We start from the raw sequence: 17884 nt of genomic DNA, 5'->3' as shown, positions 1-17884 counted from the left end.
GTCTAAGTGCCACAAAACGTGCGTTGCACCCGCTCATCATCAGTGGGTGCGCGCGCATATTTGGCGGTGTCGTCCGTCAGCGCCGCGTAAGGCTGCGTGACTGCCCGCAGCAAAGCATGAAACGGTGCGTAGTCACCTTCGCGACCAGCCGTAATCATCGCCTCAACCCGATGATTACGCGGAATGATCTGCGGATTGGCTTGTGCCATCAGTGCCGTATCGGGGTCGCGACGTTGCCACCGCAAGTGCCACACATCAAAAGCGTCACGATCAAGAAACTGATCGCGCGCTTTTTCCGATCCAAGCTGCGCAAAAGTATGCGTGAAATCCGCACCGTCCCGCGCCATCAAATCCAGCAGGTCGTTGATCAGTGATACATCTTTCGCGCTGGGCGCAGCGAGGCCCAACTTCGCGCCAAACCGCTTCAGCCACTCGGCCTCGTGCATATCGGGAAACCGATGAACGGCCTCGGTGAAAGTGGTAATTGCCTCTTCGCGATCCGACATCAGCGGGATCAACGCGGTTGCAAACTGGGCCATGTTCCACGCCCCAATCCCGGGCTGGTTCATGTAAGCATAGCGCCCAAACTGATCGATGGCGCTGAACACTGTCTGCGGGTGAAACACGTCCATGAACGCACATGGCCCATAATCAATCGTCTCACCGGCAATCGAGACATTGTCCGTATTCATCACCCCATGAATAAACCCAAGGCTCATCCATCGCGCAATCAAAGCCGCATAGCGGGCGATCACCTGATCCAGCAAATCGGCAGGGCCAGCGGCATCCGGATAATGCCGCGCAATCACGTGATCGGTCAGCGCTTGCAGTGCTTCAACATCGCCGCGCGCTGCAAAATACTGAAAAGTACCCACCCGGATATGGCTCTGCGCCACGCGGGTGATGATCGCGCCGGGAAACACGTCCTCGCGGTAGACGGGCTCACCCGTCGTCACAGCGGCCAGCGCGCGGGTTGTTGGCACCCCAAGGGCATGCATCGCCTCGCTGACGATATATTCACGCAGCACCGGGCCCAGCCACGCGCGACCATCCCCCTGTCGCGAATATGGGGTTGGGCCGGACCCCTTCAGCTGAATATCGCGGCGGATACCGTCAGTGCCGACGACTTCGCCCAGCATGATCGCACGCCCATCGCCCAGCTGAGGGTTCCAATTCCCGAACTGATGACCCGCATAAACCTGGGCGAGGGGGGCCGCGCCATCTGGCACGGTGTTACCAGCAAAGATGCTAGCGGCTTCCGGGCTGTCGATATCGACACCAAGCAGCGCGGCCAGATCAGCATTCGCAGCGATCAGCGTTGGCGTATCGACCGGTGTCGGCGGCATCGCCGTGAACATCCGAGATGGCAGTTTTGCGTAGCTGTTATCAAAGGCGATCCGCATCACAGCCGCGCCAGACGGTCGGCAAGGAGGGCATAAAACCCTTCCGCGTCAATATCTTTCATGAATGTCGCATTGGCCGGGCGGTCCGTGACACGCCACCAATCCGCAACCGTCATGCCAAGGGTCAACTCGGACTCCGTTTCGATTTCGACGTTGATATGACGGCCCTGAAACAGCTCTGGTTTGATTAGATAAGCGATCGTGCAAGGATCATGCAGTGGTGCACCTTCCGATCCGTATTTCTCCATGTCGAACCGCTCGAAAAAATCGGTCCAGGCGGCAACCATATCACCGACTTTTGTCCCCATGGCGCGGAAGGCATCGACTCGCGGTTTGGTGGTCAGCGCTTTGTGAGTCACATCAAGCGGCATCATCGTGATCCGTACACCCGACCCAAACACGATCTTGGCCGCCTCTGGGTCAACATAAATGTTGAACTCGGCACTTGGGGTGATGTTGCCCACCTCAAAGTAAGCACCGCCCATCAGCACAATCTCTTGCACCCGTTCCACAACGTCCGGCGCCCGTTGAAAGGCCGTTGCGATGTTGGTCATCGGGCCAATGGGGCAAAGGGTGACCGTACCGCTTTCTTCGGTCCGCAATGTTTCAATGATGAAATCAACGCCGTGTTGTTCCTGCAACAGCATCGTCGGGTCATCCATCGGCGGGCCGTCAAGGCCGGTCTTGCCATGCACATGCTCTGCCGTGATCAGCTCGCGTTCAAGGGGTGAGTCGCAGCCCGCGAAAACCCTGGTGTCGGGGCGGCCTGCCAATTCGCAAACGATCCGCGCGTTTTTGGCGGTCAGTGGCAGCGGTACGTTCCCGGCAACCGCTGTAATACCTAGTAAAGTCAAGTCTTCCGGCGATGCGAGAGCAAGGAGGATCGCGACGGCGTCGTCCTGCCCGGGATCGGTATCGATGATGATTTTGCGTGGGGCCATGACTTGTCCTTACAGGTTTATGGCAGAGTGTCCTCTGGGCGCGACGGGGGCAAGGGGGCGTCGGCGCCACATGCTGGCCAGAGAAAACCGGCGTGATTGAGCGCGGCCGGCCAAAATCTGCGCAAAATGCCCAAAATCGTAGGACAAGCACCGCCGATTTGGAAACGTCAGCGCCAATTAGCGCATCATTGTTCCCAAAACGGCGCCAGTGCGCCACTTTTTTGCCATTTTTCAACGGGCTATGGCGGATCGGGACAGTTGCCCCCAAATGTATCGGTGAAGGCAAAAGACCTTCTAACATGTCTCAAAGGAGAACGATAATGACCCTGACTACAAAGCTGCTGACACCTGTTGCTATCCTCGCTCTGGCCGCTCCGGCCTTTGCCCAGGACGCTGCGATCGATGTGAACGGCGATGGGATGTACAGCTTTCCTGAGCTTCAGGCCGTAATGCCTGAAATGACAGAAGACGAGTTCACAGCACTTGATTCCACAGGCGACGGCCTGCTGGACGCTGACGAGATCACCATTGCAACCGAAGCAGGCCTTCTGCCCGCTGCGGAATAAGACAAGGGTGATCCCATAAGTGGGTCCCGTTAGATCAGCCTCTGATCTGACACTCCCCGCGCCCCTCGCACCGCGCCCCAATCGGGTGCGGGGGGTTGCACTAGACGCGCGCCCTTCCTCCCTGGGGCGCGCGTTTTGCGTTCAGGTCTGCGATCCGCGGGACAGGGCAGCGACGCCTGTCCGGGCGATTTCCTGAAGACCAAGCGGCTGCATAAGATCGGCGAAGGCATCGATCTTTTCCGATGTGCCGGTGATCTCAAAAACGAATGATTCCAACGTACTATCGACCACATTTGCCCTAAAGATGTCGGCCAGACGAATGGCCTCGATCCGGTGATCGCCAGTGCCCATGACCTTGAACAGCGCCAATTCCCGTTCCACCGATGGGCCTTCGACAGTCAGGTCATTGACGTTATGCACATCCACGATGCGACCCAGCTGCGCCTTGATCTGCGTGATGATTTGCGGGGTCCCGGTCGTGACGATCGTGATGCGGGAGCGGTGGCCCAGATGGTCCACCTCGGCCACGGTGAGGCTATCGATGTTATAGCCACGGCCCGAAAAAAGGCCGATGACGCGGGCGAGAACGCCGGGTTCGTTTTCGACAAGAATGGCCAGGGTGTGCTGTTCTTCCTTGTCCGAAAAGGTCGGGCGGAGGTTATAGGCCGAGTGGCTGGTGGCGCCTTTTTTGATTTTGAGGGGTGACATGCGATGTCCCTTTTAAGTGGTATTCCGGGTGTGCAGCGGGCGTACACACAGCGTACACACGCTGTGCGCACGTTTGGCGTTCGGTGGTTTCAGAAAACGCTAACGATTTTGAAACCTCATAGGCGTAGGTTCTCGGTAATTGAAACGAAAAACGAAGTTCATTGCGATTTGCGGATTTCGAGTGCGTATCGGGGGCGGTGTTCAGGTTTGGGCCTATATGATGAGAGGTGCAGACTAACGACGTCGTCGCGAACGACGTCAAGGCAATGATTTGTCGTGGTGACCTTGGCTCCCCAACTCGGGTCGTCTGGCAACATTCCGGGGTCACGGACAATCTGATAGCTTCGGCGAAACGGTCCGTCCTGAGCGATTGTTGTGGATTCCACGAAGCCTTCGCATTCATACGCCGCGCAGGCGCAAACTCGGCCACGGTTTTGCGCCGTCGTTGAAGCAATGTAGCCAGTTTCAGTTTCGCTCCATTCACCGTCAAAGAAGCTAACCTCGGCAAGATACGGGTCGGAAACGTATATCCATACGCCGATCGCCATGAATGTCAGGACGATCAGAGTGATAGAAGATAGCAGGACGCGAATTACCCATCGGCTCAAACCAACACCGCCCCGCCAGCCTGAATGGCGTTCGCCGTATCCGCGTCCTCACCCAACAGCATCTCGTTATGGGCCTTGCCGGATGGGATCATCGGGAAGCAGTTTTCGTGCTTTTCCACCAGACAATCGAACAGGACCGGGCCGTCGTAATTGATCATCTCCATGATCGCGTCGTCCAGATCGTCGGGGTTATCGCAGAGGATGCCCTTGGCCCCAAACGCCTCGGCCAGTTTCACGAAATCGGGCAGGGCCTCGGACCAGCTGCTCGAATAGCGCTCGCCATGCAGCAGTTCTTGCCATTGCCGCACCATGCCCAGCCGTTCGTTGTTCAGGATGAACTGCTTCACTGGCAGGCGATACTGCATTGCGGTGCCCAATTCCTGCATGTTCATCAGCCATGATGCCTCGCCCGCGACGTTGATGACCAGCGCGTCGGGATGGCCCATCTGCACGCCGATGGAGGCCGGGAAGCCATAGCCCATCGTGCCCAGACCGCCGGAGGTCATCCAGCGGTTCGGGTCTTCGAACCCCAGATATTGCGCGGCCCACATCTGGTGCTGGCCAACCTCGGTGCAGATGTAACGGTCGTGCTTTTTCGTCAGTTCCTCAAGCCGTTGCAGGGCATATTGCGGTTTGATGACCTTGCCTTCCTGCTTGAACGCCAGGCAATCGACCTTTCTCCAGTCGTTGATCTGATGCCACCATTTCTGGACGGCTTCCTTGTCGGTCTTGCGCCCGCGTGATTTCCAAACCTTCAGCAGGTCTTCCAACACATGCGCCACGTCACCCAGGATCGGGATATCGACATGGATGACCTTGTTGATCGACGACGCATCGATATCGACATGGGCTTTCTTGGATTTCGGGCTGAATGCGTCAAGACGACCAGTGATCCGATCATCGAAACGCGCCCCGATATTGATCATCAGATCGCAATCATGCATGGCCATGTTCGCCTCATAAAGGCCATGCATGCCCAGCATGCCGATCCAGTTTTCGCCCGAGGCGGGGTAGGCACCCAGCCCCATCAGGGTCGAAGTGATGGGAAAACCTGTGGCGGCAACCAGTTCACGCAGTAATTGCGATGCAGCAGGGCCGGAATTGATCACGCCACCGCCGGTGTAGAACACCGGGCGTTTGGCCGTTTCCATCGCGGCGGCGAGTTCGGTGATCATCTCCAGATCGCCTTTGACCGGCGGGTTGTAATGCGTCTCGACCTGACGTGCCTCGGTATAGGTGCCCGTCGCAAACTGAACGTCCTTCGGAATGTCGATGACAACCGGACCGGGACGGCCTGACGTGGCAATATGGAACGCCTCGTGCATCACCGCAGACAGTTTGTCGGTCTCTTTCACCAACCAGTTATGCTTGGTGCAGGGGCGGGTGATGCCGACGGTATCGGCCTCTTGAAACGCATCGGACCCGATCATGAATGTGGGAACCTGACCGGTCAGCACGATGATCGGGATCGAATCCATCAGCGCATCGGTCAGGCCGGTGACGGCGTTGGTCGCACCGGGTCCGGATGTCACCAGTGCTACGCCCGGTTTGCCGGTCGCGCGCGCGTATCCTTCGGCGGCATGTACCGCGCCTTGCTCATGACGCACCAGAACATGCTGGATATGGTTCTGCTGAAAGATCTCGTCATAGATCGGTAGGACGGCGCCACCGGGGTAACCAAAGACGACGTCCACGCCCTGATCGATCAGAGCTTGAACCACCATTTTTGCGCCCGTCATGGCTTTTGTCATTTGTCTCGCGTCCTTCGCGTATCTGGTTTCTATCAGTCACAAAAAAACCCCCGATTGTGTCGGGGGCGCATGGGATCGTTATGGTCTTACCGTTACCGGCCCATGCGCTGTTTTCCTACGATTAGTACGACGTTCTTCATCGGGGTTCCTTCGTGTGCGGGGACATTAGTTGCGCCGCGCGGGGGGGTCAACCGCCTTGCTGCAGAAAATGTCGTTTTCAGGTAGTGTTTCGCAACTTTCTTTCAGATTGCCCCGGTGCGCCGAAATTTGCGGGCGAGGCTCGCATGCGTGTTTCCCATCATCAGGATCAGATGTGCGACAGTGAAGAATGCGGCAAGAACCATCGCGTAGATGGCGAGAATCTGCAGCATGGGGACCTGGAAATTCAACTGCGGCAGGTTGGCGATGATCAGCGGCCCGAACCACGACACGAGCGAGACAATAGAGGCGCTGACGAATAGATGCTGCCGCAGCCGCGTCGTACCTTCCAGCATCGTCCGGCCCACCTGTTCCTGCAGAAACGGCAGGATCGTCTTATGGATGAAGTGGCCATTCACCGTCAGGATCGCGACGATCACCATCTTGGCCCAGACCTTTTCATTCGTCAGTTTGATCGGCTCGTAAAGCCAGTAGTAGATCAGGAACCCGATCCCGGTGACCCAAAGGAGTTTCAGCCCGACGCCAACGACCTCGGCGCAGAAGGCGAAGACATCGGTGGCGTGTTGCGTCAACACCTTCCCCAGGAAGAACCGCACGATCATCATATCCAGCAGCAATGCCGACCCAAGCCCAAGGGCGAGACCGATGAAATGAAATATCCGCAGGATACCGCGGGTCATTTGCTGGGGATCACTGGACAGGGCGGTGAGGGCTTCGGTCAGGTACATTGTCTTCTTCGCGTCTTGCCGATCCGCCCCCGCAAATCGGCATATTCCATGGATGCGATTACGTACCCACTACCTGCGTGTTTTCAACGGCGCTGCGATACTGCAGGCCTATTCGGCGGAAACGCGCCTTTGATGCGCGTCATGCGCCGACCAGAAATAGCTTTCGGGGTCTTCGAACGGATCGGTCAGGTGTTCATCGCGATGATGGTACAGATGCAGGTCGCGATAGCGCCGATGGGGAAACCCGCGCCGATTTCTTTCCGACGTATCACAGGATTATCGAGTTCGGGTTGCGGAATATCTGTCGCGTATCCCCGATGCGACCTACCGGCACGTCATGCGCCATCTCGATACCTGCGGCAGCCCGCCGGTTCGGCGGCCGGGTTCCAGCCGGGTCTTTGGTGAAACGGCGCTTTATGGGTCGAAAATGCGTGGAAGCTGACCGACAACCCATGGATGGGCTGGTGACGCTGACACGACGCTTGCGCTTTTGCTCGCTTTTGGCCCAGATCGGGACAGGGCGCTGGCACGAAAGCACCTGCTGCGCGCCAGAGACGTTCGTGAAGAGGATGTGCAGCCTTTGCTAAGGCTGCTTCAGGACCAGCGTCTAGCTGTCCTCGGTCGGTTTGATCTTGTCCCAGGTCCGGGTGTCGAAATCCGAAGCTGCATGGCGTTCGCGCAGTTGTTCGTTCTCTTCGCCCCATGCACGGTTGACCATCTTGCCGCGTTTGTAGGCAGGGCGTTCGGTGACCAGTTCGGTCCAGCGCTGCATGTTTTTGTAACTGGCAGTGTCAAGAAACGTCGCCGCGTCGTCATAGATCGTGCCTTGCATAAGCGTGCCGTACCAAGGTGCGATCGCCATGTCGGCGATCGTGTATTCATCGCCCGCGATATACTTGCTGTTCGCGAGCTGGCGGTCGAGCACGTCGAGCTGGCGTTTGGCCTCCATCGCGAAGCGGTTGATCGGGTATTCGAATTTTTCCGGCGCATAGGCGTAGAAATGCCCGAAGCCGCCGCCAAGATAAGGGGCAGAGCCCTGCAGCCAGAAGAGCCAGTTCAGCGCCTCGGTCCGCGCTTTGGCATCCTTGGGCAGGAATGCGTCGAATTTTTCCGCAAGATACAGCAGGATCGCACCGCTCTCGAAGACACGGCTGCCGGTGCTGCGATCCATCAGCGCCGGGATTTTCGAGTTGGGGTTCACACCAACAAAGCCGCTGCCGAATTGGTCGCCTTCCTGAATGTTGATCAGCCATGCGTCGTATTCGGCATCATGACCGGCGGTGAGCAGTTCTTCGAGCATGACGGTGACCTTCACCCCGTTGGGTGTGGCCAGTGAATATAGCTGGAGGGGATGGTCGCCGACAGGCAGCTCCTTATCATGTGTCGGGCCCGCGATGGGGCGGTTGATACTGGCGAATTTGCCGCCGCTTTCGGCGTCCCATGTCCAGACTTTGGGTGGGGTGTAGGTGTCATTGTTCGGCATATGAGGCTCCTCTGGTGCCGTACGGTTAGAGATGTCGCCGGACGAAGGAAAGTCACCATATCGCATCAATGGTTCATATGGCGACTAGTCGACATTTTTTATTGGAACACACCAGTTTTCGCGTAATGTGACGCAAGGCAACCGAGGGAGGATCAATTATGAATATAAAAGGCGGTTTTTGCGACATAGGGTTCGGCAAAACGACCCGTTATGCTGTATCAATAATGCTTGGAATGGTTTCGGCGAGTGCGGGCCACGCGCAAGCTCAGTGTTCACAATACAGTGTCGTCCGGGGCGATACGCTGAGTGAGATCGCAGGGCGTGCCGCTGTGCCGGGCGGATTTCAGGTCTTGTTCAACGCGAATACCGATATCCTGACCAGTCCAAATCTGCTGGAGGTCGGTCAGGTTCTGAAAATACCCTGCGCCGATGGTTCGCTTCCCGATGCGGACGGTGCGCAAGTTGCGACCGCCGCGGTTCAGCCGACAGCGCAGGCGGCGGCGACGGCCCAACCCATCCGGTTCCTCACGGCAAGCGGGTATGCGCCGTTCACAGAGGAAGATTTGCCCGAAGGCGGTTTGTTTACGCAAATGGTACGACGGTCGATGGAACTGGGCGGTCCCGATCAGGAATTTCGTATCATTTTCGTCAATGATTGGGGGGCCCATCTGACCGATCTGCTGCCAAGTGGTGCATTCGACATGGGATTTCCGTGGTTTTTGCCCGATTGCACCAAGGTGGACAATCTGTCCCCGGCCAATGCGATGCGCTGCACGGAATTCGATGCGTCGGCACCGTTTTATGATGCTGTCGTGGGTTATTACACGTTGAATGGCAGCGCATATGTCGGTGCGACCGAATATACGGATCTTTATGGCGCGACGCTGTGCCGTCCAGACGGCTGGTTTTCATTCGATCTGGAGGGGGAGGGTCTGATCGATCCCAATGTCGATTTGATTTTCGCCAAAAACGAAGAGGCGTGTTGGGAAATGATGCTCGCCGGGGATGTCGATGTGATCACCTATGATGCCCTGCCTGCCGAGGAAGACTTTGCCGAGCTGGGCATTGCGGATCGGGTCACGACGTTGGACAGTCTCGCATCCAAACAGACGCTGCACGTCTTTGTTCCCAAAGATCATCCCGATGGTGCGGCGTATCTTGCGATGCTGAATGCGGGGCAGGAACAGCTGCGTATTTCGGGTGAATGGTTCGAAATTGTACGCAGCAATATCCAGACCACCGTCGAAAACTGATCGATCCGATCTGGGTCCGGGGCTGACCGCGATACCGGTGGATATCGCGGTCAGATATCGCATGGTCAGCCTTGGGTTTTCGCCCGATGTTCCGTCAGGTGACGGCGCACGATTTCGAACCACTGACCGGTTTCCTTGATCGCGTTCAGGCCCGAATTGAATTCGGCCAGCATTTCCTGCCCCTGCGGATGGTTCTTTGCGATGACCGCATGCAACGTCAGGACCTGGCTCAGGTTTTCGTTATAGCGGACGGCATCTTTCGTGGCCGTTTCGACCATCGCGCCATCAGCCGTATCGACGGCCAGCGCAACGGCGTCATAGGTGCCATTGGCCAGACCCGTGAAGCATTCATTGACGTCGTTCGGACGAGCGAGCGTGATGTTCGGCTCTTTCAGGTCATTTTCTTCCAACTGGAAGGTCGCGTATCCCGCCGGGCGGCAGATCGTTTTGCCCAGCATGTCGGCGTAGGAGGTCAGTGCAGGTTCGCTCGCGCGGTTGTAGTAGCCGAAGACCTGTTCGAACATCGGTTCGGACCAGTCGAAGTTGTTGCACCGGAACTGCGAATCTTCACCCAGGCGGGCAATCTGTTCGCAGTTTGGCTTGAACCAACCGAGGCTGAAGTCATAGGCGTGATCGGTGACCAGCGGGCTCAGATGCGCGCCCCAATCGTTCACGAAGTCGATTTTGTAAGGTGTGCTTTCGGCCGCGTTCGTCATCGCCACGTTGGCGATTTCGGTCAGCATGCCGCCCTGTTCCTGGTCTTCGTCAGAAAACGGGGCCCAGCCGGTGCCCTGGACGATCCGGATCTGGTCAAGATCGGGTGCGGGCAGTTGTTCGACCGTCGGCTCGGGTCGGAATGCGGCGGCGGTGGATTCGGTCACGTCCCCGAGGCACGGAATCTCGAGGGGCATGCCAACGGTGATCAGCCCGGGGTTCGGGCCGATTGTGTTGGAGTTGGCACTGTAGATGATCTGAAAGCTGCCGGGATCGTTGTAGACGGTTGCAGCGATTTTCGACAGCGTGTCGCCGGGTTGGATAAGATAGGTCTGACCACATTGCTGGGCCGCTGCGCTTGTACTGATACAGGCGATCGCACCCACAAGGGCAACGGCACTGACGGATGAACGGATGGGGAAGGGCATGGACAACGGACTGCTCCTGTTTGTGTGTCTTCGCGTTGAAAAAGAACCAGGGCACTGACAAAAAAGTATCAAAACATAGCGTATTCGTACTATTCTGATGAAATAGTGGCCATTTTATGCCGATACGTGAAATGTGGGGCATATTTTTTCACTGCGCCGAAAAAACAGGCAAACAGCTCTGACTGCGATCCATAGATGCATCGTTATCGACACGCCCGGTTTAGATACCCGTGCCCTGCAGGACACCATGTTCCATCGCATAACGGGTCAGGCCGGCTGTCGAACTGATCCCCAGCTTGCGCTTGATGTTGTTGCGATGGGTCTCGACCGTCCGTACAGAGATGTTCAGCCTGTTGGCCACTTCCTTGTTCGAATGACCCTGCGCAAGCTCAAGCAGCACGGTTTGTTCACGGCTGGTGAGCGGCTCGCGCCCATCGCTGGTCTTGGGCTGTAGCGACCCTTGTGCGCCGGTACACAAATATTCCTGCCCGGCCATGACCGTGTCGATCGCTGTGCGGATTTCATCCGTTGGTACGTCTTTCAGGACATAGCCTTTGGCGCCATGACTCAGCGCGGTCGAAATGTATTCGGGGCTGTCATGCATCGACAGGATCAGAATGCGTGTTTCGGGCCTGACCTCAAGGATCATTTCGGTGGCGTTCAGCCCTGAAAGCCCCGGCATGTTGAGGTCCAGAAGCACGACGTCCGGCGCGAGGGTGCTGATCCGGTCAACGGCCTCTTGCCCGTTGTTGAGCGTGCCGACGACGTTGATATCGTCATAGGTTTCCAGAATGGCCTGAATACCGTCGGTCACCATCGGGTGGTCATCGACGATAAGAACGCGGATTGTCATGCGCTTTCCTTCTTGCTTGCGGTCTTTTGCGGGCTGAGCATGTGGGTCAGGGGCACCTGTGCCTCGATCACCGTGCCGGTATTCGAGGACAGCACCCGCAGTGTGCCGCCCAACTGCTCGATCCGTTCCTGCATGTTGCGCAGCCCCAGCCCCTTTGATCGCCGATCCGGTTGCGGCCATACCATACCTTTGCCGTCGTCGACGATTTTCAGCATCGCCCCATTGCGATGTCCCTTGAGCGAGATTTGCACGTTGGTCGCCTCGGCATGGCGTTCTACGTTGGTCAGTGCCTCTTGCGCGATCCGGTAGAGGGCGATCCGCGCCTCTTCGTCCAGCCGGTTGCGGAACACGACGGTTTCGAAATCCGTCGTGATGCCTGTACGTTTGCTGAAATCGTCGGTCAGCGCCTGCAGGGCCGGGCCAAGCCCCAGATCGTCCAGCACGCCGGGCCGCAGATCGCGACTGATGCGCCGTACCTCCTGTATGGCGTGGCCAAGCCCGTCGATCCCTTTTTGCAGCGTGTCGCCGCTGCCCCCCATCTTGCGCCGCGCCAGTTCAAGCGTGTAGCGCACGCCGACCAGCATCTGGCTGATGCCGTCATGCAGTTCGCGCGCGACGCGCCCGCGCTCTTCCTCTTGCGTGTCGATGATGCGTTGGGTCAGGTCCTTCAGCTTAACATCCGCCAGCCGCCGTTCGCGCAGGTTCAGCGACATGCCCGTGGTGAAAACGGCGATGACGGCAGCGACCGCGATGGCGAAAATATAATATGACGTGCGGGTGATCCGCTGTTCGACATCCGCACGGGCGACGGCCACGTTTTCCAGCACGTCGTCGATGAAGATGCCCGTGCCGATGGCCCAACGCCAATCCTGCAGACCGTTGACGTAGACGATCATCCGTTCCGTCGCGCCCGTCGAGGGTTTGGGCCAGTCGAAACTGTGATAGCCGCCCCCCGTGCGGGCGATCCGGATAAGTTCGTCGGTGATGGGCGTACCGTTCCGGTCCGTCAGGCCTGTCCAGTTCTTGCCGATCAGATAAGTCTGCCGGGGGGCGACGATGTTGTTGCCTTCATAGTCGAAGACGAAGAAATAACCGTCTTGCCCATAGAGCATCGCGGCGAATTCGCGGCTGACGGCCAGTTTCGCATCGTCGTCGTCGGGCGCGGCACGGCCATAGGTGTTCACGACCGCTGTCCGCGCGATCGAAAGGTAGTTTTTCAACTCGTCGCGCTTGGCCTCGATCAGTTGCGTTTCGAGCGCTTGGATTTCACGTTCCGCCAGCTTGCGGGACTGGTCGGTGACGACCAAAAAGATCAGGAAGACCGCCACGACAAGCGGAACAGTCGCCAAAAGAAAGACCTTTTGCCCGTAATTCAGGCTGAGCGCGTTCCGAAGATAAGAAAGGGCGGTGTTCATGGTTTTTTCGGATAAGCGGGAATCGGTTGCGAATCAAACGGCGTCGGGGTGTGGTGTCGGCGGTGTTCACAAGTGTTAGCGCAAAACCGGGTCGCGAATTGGTCAGAAAACATGACAATCGCCGGTTTTCTACGCAGTAGTACGTATTTTCCAACAAGGTTGCGCGGGCTAGGGTGCGCGCACGAAATCGATCTGTCCTGATCCAAAAAAGGGTTCAGTGGCACATAAGAACAAGTGGGAGGCTTTTTATGGATCGTCGTTCTTTTCTCAGAAACTCAGCTTTGGGTGGTGGCGCTGCTGCTGCGACGGCGCTGGCCGCACCGGCCATTGCGCAAGGCAACCGGACGCTGACGCTGGTCACGACCTGGGGTCGTGGTCTTGCAGGTGTTCATGATGCGGCACAGCGTGCCGCCGACACCATTACGGCGCTGTCGGGCGGGTCTTTGACCATCGACCTGAAGGCGGCCGGCGAATTGGTCGGCGCGTTCGAGGTGTTCGACGCCGTGACCTCGGGTCAGGCAGACATGTATCACGGCGCTGATTACTACTTTATCAACCAGCACCCGGGTTACGCATACTTCACGTCGGTACCATTCGGTATGACACCGATGGAGATCATGAACTGGTATTACCATGGTGAAGGCCAGGCCTTCCATGATGAGTTGGGCGAGATCTTTGGCCTGAAATCTTTCCTTGCCGGTAACACGGGCCCACAGGCTGGTGGCTGGTTCGCGAAAGAGATCGCTGGCCCCGAGGATTTCCAGGGTCTCAAGTTCCGCATGCCCGGTTTGGGTGGCGAAGCGCTGGGCAAGATGGGCGCATCTGTCCAGAACCTGCCCGGTGCCGAAGTGTATCAGGCGCTGGCATCCGGTGCGATCGACGGGACCGAATGGATCGGTCCGTGGGCCGACGAAAAGGCCGGTTTCCAGGAAATCACCAAGTTCTACTATACCGCCGGTATGCACGAACCCGGTGCGGCGCTGTCGCTGGCCACGAACCTGGATGTCTGGGAAAGCCTGTCGCCAGAGCACCAGAAGATCATCGAGATCGCGTCGGGCGAAGCGCATCAGTGGAACCTGGCGCAGTTCATGAACAATAACGGTGCCGCCTTGCAGCGTCTGCAGGCCGGTGGCGTGAAGGTTCTGGAATTCCCTGACAGCGTTTGGGATGCGATGGGCAGCGCCGCGCGCGAGACGCTCGATCAGTATAACGGCGACGACATCTATGACCGCCTGCGTGCATCCTACAATGCGTCGATGGCTGCATCCTCTGGCTGGATCACACAGTCCGAAGGTGCATATCGTGCGCAGCGCGACCGTGTGATGGGCTAAGCACAGTCATTTCATGATATAGATCAAAGTGTGGGCCCGCCCGTTCTGCAAGGTGGGCCCCACAACGACGCAAGTCGCAGGTCGCGGCCATCGGCCTCTGTGACGTCCGGGGGGAGCAATGGAAGAAGACGTTTGTACTGGGTTTTTTCGCGCAGCTTCTGAAGACACGATCAGTTGTCTTGACGCATTCCAGGCGCAGGGTTGGTGGCAGTTCGTCCTCGGTAACCTTCTGGAGGCCTTCTATAATATTGGTGCCGCCTTGCTTAGTCCGCACCTGTGGCTGGCATGGCTGCCTTACGTTAACGCGCCGATCGATGACCTCGAAATCAAGCAATCATTGATGCGCTTCATCTATTACGGTGCGTCGGTCGAATTCTTTTTCGTCGTCCTTGTCCTGTTCCTGATCGTGACGATCGTCGGGCTGATCAGTAACCGCTTTATGTGGGGCTGCGTCGGCGTGCTCGAGGGGATCGCCAATGGTCTGGGCCGGTTCTTTGCCTGGGCTGGCTTGCTCATGGTGCTGCAACAAATCGTGATCATCTTCATGCAGCGCGTCTTCGCCGTGTCGGAGATCGGCATCGGGATGGGTGCCACGTTCAGCAAGGACGTCAGCTGGTGGGCCGAGGGGCTGAAATTCCACAACGCCCTGATCGTCTGCATGTGCGTCAGTTACACATTCGTGCAGGGCGGACATGTGCGGGTCGACCTTGTCTATTCCGCCGTCGGCTACCGCACCAAACGGATCATCGACATGTTCGGGTCACTTTTCCTGATGGTGCCTGCGGCGATCCTGACCTGGCTTTACGGCTGGTTCTTTCTGTGGCGCCATCTGGTGGTGCCGAACCCGTCAGCTTCGGACGGGCTGGATCGATTGTTGAACCGCGCCCGTGCCTTGCGCTGGAATGTCGAAACCATCGGATTCTCGCCCAACGGCTTCAATGCCTACTTCCTGTTCAAGGTGCTGCTGATCGCCTTCACCGCGCTGGTGTTGCTGCAGGCGGTGGCGTTTTTCTATCGCTCGTACCTCGAACTGAAAGAGGGTCCGGCGAGCGAAGGCAAAAATCTCGATAAAGACCCCATTGGCGATCCGACCGCCGAACTGGTCGCGAAAATTCACTAGGTAAAGGGCGGCCAGATTATGCTTTTCGGATTGGACGGTATCGAAATCGGCATCATCATCGTCTTTTTGACGTTGTTCGCCGGCATCCTCTCGGGGTTCCCCGTCGCCTTTGCCATCAGTGGTTCCGCCGTCATTTCCTTTGCGATCATCGCGGGGCTGGACAGCGCCGGATACCTGATCCACGCGGCTGTCGACACAAGCTCCTCCGACTACGCGGCCCTGATCGCCGAAGGCGTCAGGCCCGATGCGATATCCGTGTTCCGATACCCTGATCTGCCGCGATATGAGGATGCGCTATTCCCCGACGGGTGGGAGGTCGCGCTGGACCGCAATGTCGGCTTCCTCGTCAACCGGATGAACGAACGTGTTTTGGCGGGCCAATCGATTGAAACCCTGCTGGCCGTGTTGATGTTCGTGATGATGGGCATCGTGCTGGAACGGTCGCGGATCGCGGATGAATTGCTGACCACGATGGCCAAGGTCTTTGGCCCGCTGCCCGGTGGTTTGGCCGTGTCGATCGTGATCGTGGGCGCTTTCCTGGCCGCGTCGACCGGGATCGTCGGGGCGACGGTGGTGACCATGGGGCTGTTGGCCCTGCCGACCATGTTGAAGAACGGCTATTCCTCGGAACTATCGACCGGCGTGATCGCTGCGTCGGGCACGCTGGGCCAGATCATCCCACCATCGATCGTGATCGTTCTGTTGGGGACCTTGGCAGGTGATCTGTACTCTGCCGCGCAGGAAGACCGCGCGCGGATGGCGGGTTGCACGGATGCTCTGACCTATCTGGGCGAACCTGCAGTCGTGTCGGTCGGGACATTGTTCCAGGCGGCGCTCTTGCCGGGCATTCTGCTGGCAGCGCTCTATGCGGCCTATGCGTTCGGCTTTGCACTGCTCAACCCGTCCAAGGCGCCGGCGGTGCAGTTGGGCGACGCGAGCGACAAGCAAGCCGCCTCGGCAGGCAATGGTTTGACATGGTTCCTGATCGCGCCGGTCGTTTTGATCGGTCTGACGATCGGCATGGGGCAATTCGGGGTCGTGGGTAGCCAATCCGTCATTGTGGACAGCTTTACCGATGCCGGGCAAACCGCGTCACTGCGCACCCGCGTTGGCGAGGAATGCCAGGCATCCATGATCGAACTGCACGGGGAAGAGGCCTGGGCGCGGGCCGTGGCCGAGCAGACGGCGATCGATGAGGCGGGTGGCGTGGCCCAAGCGCGTGCCCTGAGCGATGAAGAGCGCGCGGCGCTGGTCGAAGAACGGGTGGCCGCCGCTGCACCCATCGGCACCGGTATCGCAGTGACCGCGATGTTGTTGGGGCTGATGCTGATCATCGCCCGCGGGGTCGCCCCATATGCCAACCCTGCACCGCTGTTTCTTGGCGCATTGGGGCTCTTGCTGTTGCTGGCCGTCGATGTCGCGATGATCGGGCCCCTGACGACACCGGGTGCGACCACGTTAATGATCGCGATACCGCTGCTGATCAGTTTTGTCGGTTTGCGAACCGCGGCGGCCTATCTTGCGGGCAATGAGATTTTGCGCGTCGTATTCCCGCCGCTGGTTCTGATCGTGGCGGTGCTGGGCTCCATCCTTGGTGGGATCACCAACCCGACGCCTGCCGCAGCGCTTGGCGCCGGCGGGGCGATCTTGCTGGCGACCTATCGCAAACTGCAGGAACAGGGGCGGTCGGGCCAGCTTGTCCTGCTGACTGCCGGTGCGATTGTTCTGATGCTGGTTCTGGGCGTCAACTTTGACATGCGCATCGGGCAACAGGTCGTCCTGTTCGAGAACAAATTGGCCTATCTGGCGGCTTTCGCCTGTTTCCTCTTCGCGATGTTCGGGCTGGTCTGGTCTTGCGGTGTTCTGCTGAGCGGCGGCGTGCTTGCCCCCGTCGTGCGTGAAACGGCCAAGGTCACCTCTATGGTCTTCACGATTCTCATCGGGTCGCAGTTGTTGAACCTGGTCCTGATCTCGTTCGGGGGTGAACACTATATCCAGCAATTCCTGCGATCGTTTGACAGTGAATTACAGGTTTTCCTGCTGGTGATGCTGGTCCTTTTCATCCTCGGCTTCGTGCTGGATTTCCTTGAGATCATCTACATCGTCATTCCGATCGTCGGGCCGGTCATCTATGGCGGCACGTTCGATCCCAAATGGGTAACGATCATGATCGCCGTGAACCTGCAGACATCTTTCCTGACGCCACCATTCGGTTTCGCTCTGTTTTACTTGCGCGGGGTGGCGCCGAAGACGATCACGACAGGTCAGATCTATCGCGGTGTGATGCCCTTTATCGGGATCCAGGTTTTGGGACTATTGCTGCTATGGATGTTCCCGGCCGTCGTGACGATCGTGCCGAACCTGCTGAACTGACGTCTTGGGCGGGCCGCAGGGCCCGCTGAGACCAAAGTCGTTAAATTACG

General features: G+C 58.2%; 15 protein-coding genes. 5 read left to right on the top strand and 10 right to left on the bottom strand.

Annotated elements, in window-relative coordinates:
* Positions 1 to 2: 2 nt before the first annotated feature.
* Both V8J85_RS05325 and V8J85_RS05320 read right to left on the bottom strand, forming a co-directional pair.
* On the bottom strand, positions 3 to 1403 hold the full coding sequence (locus V8J85_RS05325) for a protein adenylyltransferase SelO (RefSeq protein WP_339952644.1): 1401 nt from the start codon (positions 1401 to 1403) through the stop codon (positions 3 to 5).
* Positions 1403 to 2344, bottom strand: coding sequence for a nucleoside hydrolase (locus V8J85_RS05320; RefSeq protein WP_339952643.1), 942 nt, complete (start codon positions 2342 to 2344; stop codon positions 1403 to 1405). The genes V8J85_RS05325 and V8J85_RS05320 overlap by 1 nt, the downstream gene beginning before the upstream one ends.
* Before the next feature lie 320 nt (positions 2345 to 2664).
* On the opposite strand from V8J85_RS05320, the gene V8J85_RS05315 reads away from it, so the two are divergent.
* Complete coding sequence (locus V8J85_RS05315) at positions 2665 to 2910, top strand: hypothetical protein (RefSeq protein WP_339952642.1); 246 nt, start codon at positions 2665 to 2667, stop codon at positions 2908 to 2910.
* 141 nt (positions 2911 to 3051) lie between these two features.
* Here V8J85_RS05315 and ilvN read toward each other — a convergent pair whose 3' ends face one another.
* From ilvN to yghU, 5 genes are all read right to left on the bottom strand, one after another.
* The gene (gene ilvN / locus V8J85_RS05310; RefSeq protein WP_339952641.1) at positions 3052 to 3618 is read right to left on the bottom strand and encodes an acetolactate synthase small subunit; all 567 of its coding nucleotides are present in this window, start codon (positions 3616 to 3618) and stop codon (positions 3052 to 3054) included.
* Between the two features lie 158 nt (positions 3619 to 3776).
* The gene (locus V8J85_RS05305) at positions 3777 to 4166 is read right to left on the bottom strand and encodes a hypothetical protein (RefSeq protein ID WP_339952640.1); all 390 of its coding nucleotides are present in this window, start codon (positions 4164 to 4166) and stop codon (positions 3777 to 3779) included.
* A gap of 56 nt (positions 4167 to 4222) precedes the next feature.
* On the bottom strand, positions 4223 to 5977 hold the full coding sequence (locus tag V8J85_RS05300; protein ID WP_339952639.1) for an acetolactate synthase 3 large subunit: 1755 nt from the start codon (positions 5975 to 5977) through the stop codon (positions 4223 to 4225).
* A 242-nt stretch (positions 5978 to 6219) separates the two neighbouring features.
* Positions 6220 to 6864 (bottom strand): hypothetical protein, encoded by a 645-nt coding sequence (locus tag V8J85_RS05295; RefSeq protein ID WP_339952638.1) that lies wholly within the window; start codon positions 6862 to 6864, stop codon positions 6220 to 6222.
* A 607-nt stretch (positions 6865 to 7471) separates the two neighbouring features.
* Positions 7472 to 8347, bottom strand: coding sequence for a glutathione-dependent disulfide-bond oxidoreductase (gene yghU / locus V8J85_RS05290; RefSeq protein WP_339952637.1), 876 nt, complete (start codon positions 8345 to 8347; stop codon positions 7472 to 7474).
* A gap of 224 nt (positions 8348 to 8571) precedes the next feature.
* Between yghU and V8J85_RS05285 the strand changes: the two genes are divergently transcribed.
* The gene (locus V8J85_RS05285; protein WP_339952636.1) at positions 8572 to 9600 is read left to right on the top strand and encodes a LysM peptidoglycan-binding domain-containing protein; all 1029 of its coding nucleotides are present in this window, start codon (positions 8572 to 8574) and stop codon (positions 9598 to 9600) included.
* A 65-nt stretch (positions 9601 to 9665) separates the two neighbouring features.
* On the opposite strand, the gene V8J85_RS05280 is transcribed toward V8J85_RS05285, so the two are convergent.
* The 3 genes from V8J85_RS05280 to V8J85_RS05270 all read right to left on the bottom strand — a co-directional run bounded on the left by V8J85_RS05280 (position 9666) and on the right by V8J85_RS05270 (position 13010).
* A complete protein-coding gene (locus V8J85_RS05280; protein WP_339952635.1) occupies positions 9666 to 10742 on the bottom strand; it encodes a LysM peptidoglycan-binding domain-containing protein in 1077 nt (358 codons plus the stop codon).
* A gap of 220 nt (positions 10743 to 10962) precedes the next feature.
* Positions 10963 to 11595, bottom strand: a complete 633-nt coding sequence (locus tag V8J85_RS05275) for a response regulator transcription factor (RefSeq protein WP_339952634.1) — start codon at positions 11593 to 11595, stop codon at positions 10963 to 10965.
* Positions 11592 to 13010, bottom strand: a complete 1419-nt coding sequence (locus tag V8J85_RS05270; protein ID WP_339952633.1) for a cache domain-containing protein — start codon at positions 13008 to 13010, stop codon at positions 11592 to 11594. The genes V8J85_RS05275 and V8J85_RS05270 overlap by 4 nt, the downstream gene beginning before the upstream one ends.
* Before the next feature lie 248 nt (positions 13011 to 13258).
* Here V8J85_RS05270 and V8J85_RS05265 point away from each other — a divergent pair, with 248 nt between their 5' ends.
* The 3 genes from V8J85_RS05265 to V8J85_RS05255 all read left to right on the top strand — a co-directional run bounded on the left by V8J85_RS05265 (position 13259) and on the right by V8J85_RS05255 (position 17834).
* Complete coding sequence (locus tag V8J85_RS05265; protein WP_339952632.1) at positions 13259 to 14341, top strand: TRAP transporter substrate-binding protein; 1083 nt, start codon at positions 13259 to 13261, stop codon at positions 14339 to 14341.
* 118 nt (positions 14342 to 14459) lie between these two features.
* Positions 14460 to 15461 (top strand): TRAP transporter small permease subunit, encoded by a 1002-nt coding sequence (locus tag V8J85_RS05260; protein ID WP_339952631.1) that lies wholly within the window; start codon positions 14460 to 14462, stop codon positions 15459 to 15461.
* Between the two features lie 18 nt (positions 15462 to 15479).
* Positions 15480 to 17834, top strand: coding sequence for a TRAP transporter large permease (locus tag V8J85_RS05255; RefSeq protein ID WP_339952630.1), 2355 nt, complete (start codon positions 15480 to 15482; stop codon positions 17832 to 17834).
* Positions 17835 to 17884 lie beyond the last annotated feature (50 nt).

The sequence above is a fragment of the Yoonia sp. 2307UL14-13 genome (assembly GCF_037572755.1).
Lineage (GTDB): Bacteria > Pseudomonadota > Alphaproteobacteria > Rhodobacterales > Rhodobacteraceae > Yoonia.
Note: the sequence above shows the minus strand (reverse complement) of the source record. Positions and strands in the feature narration are given on the sequence as shown.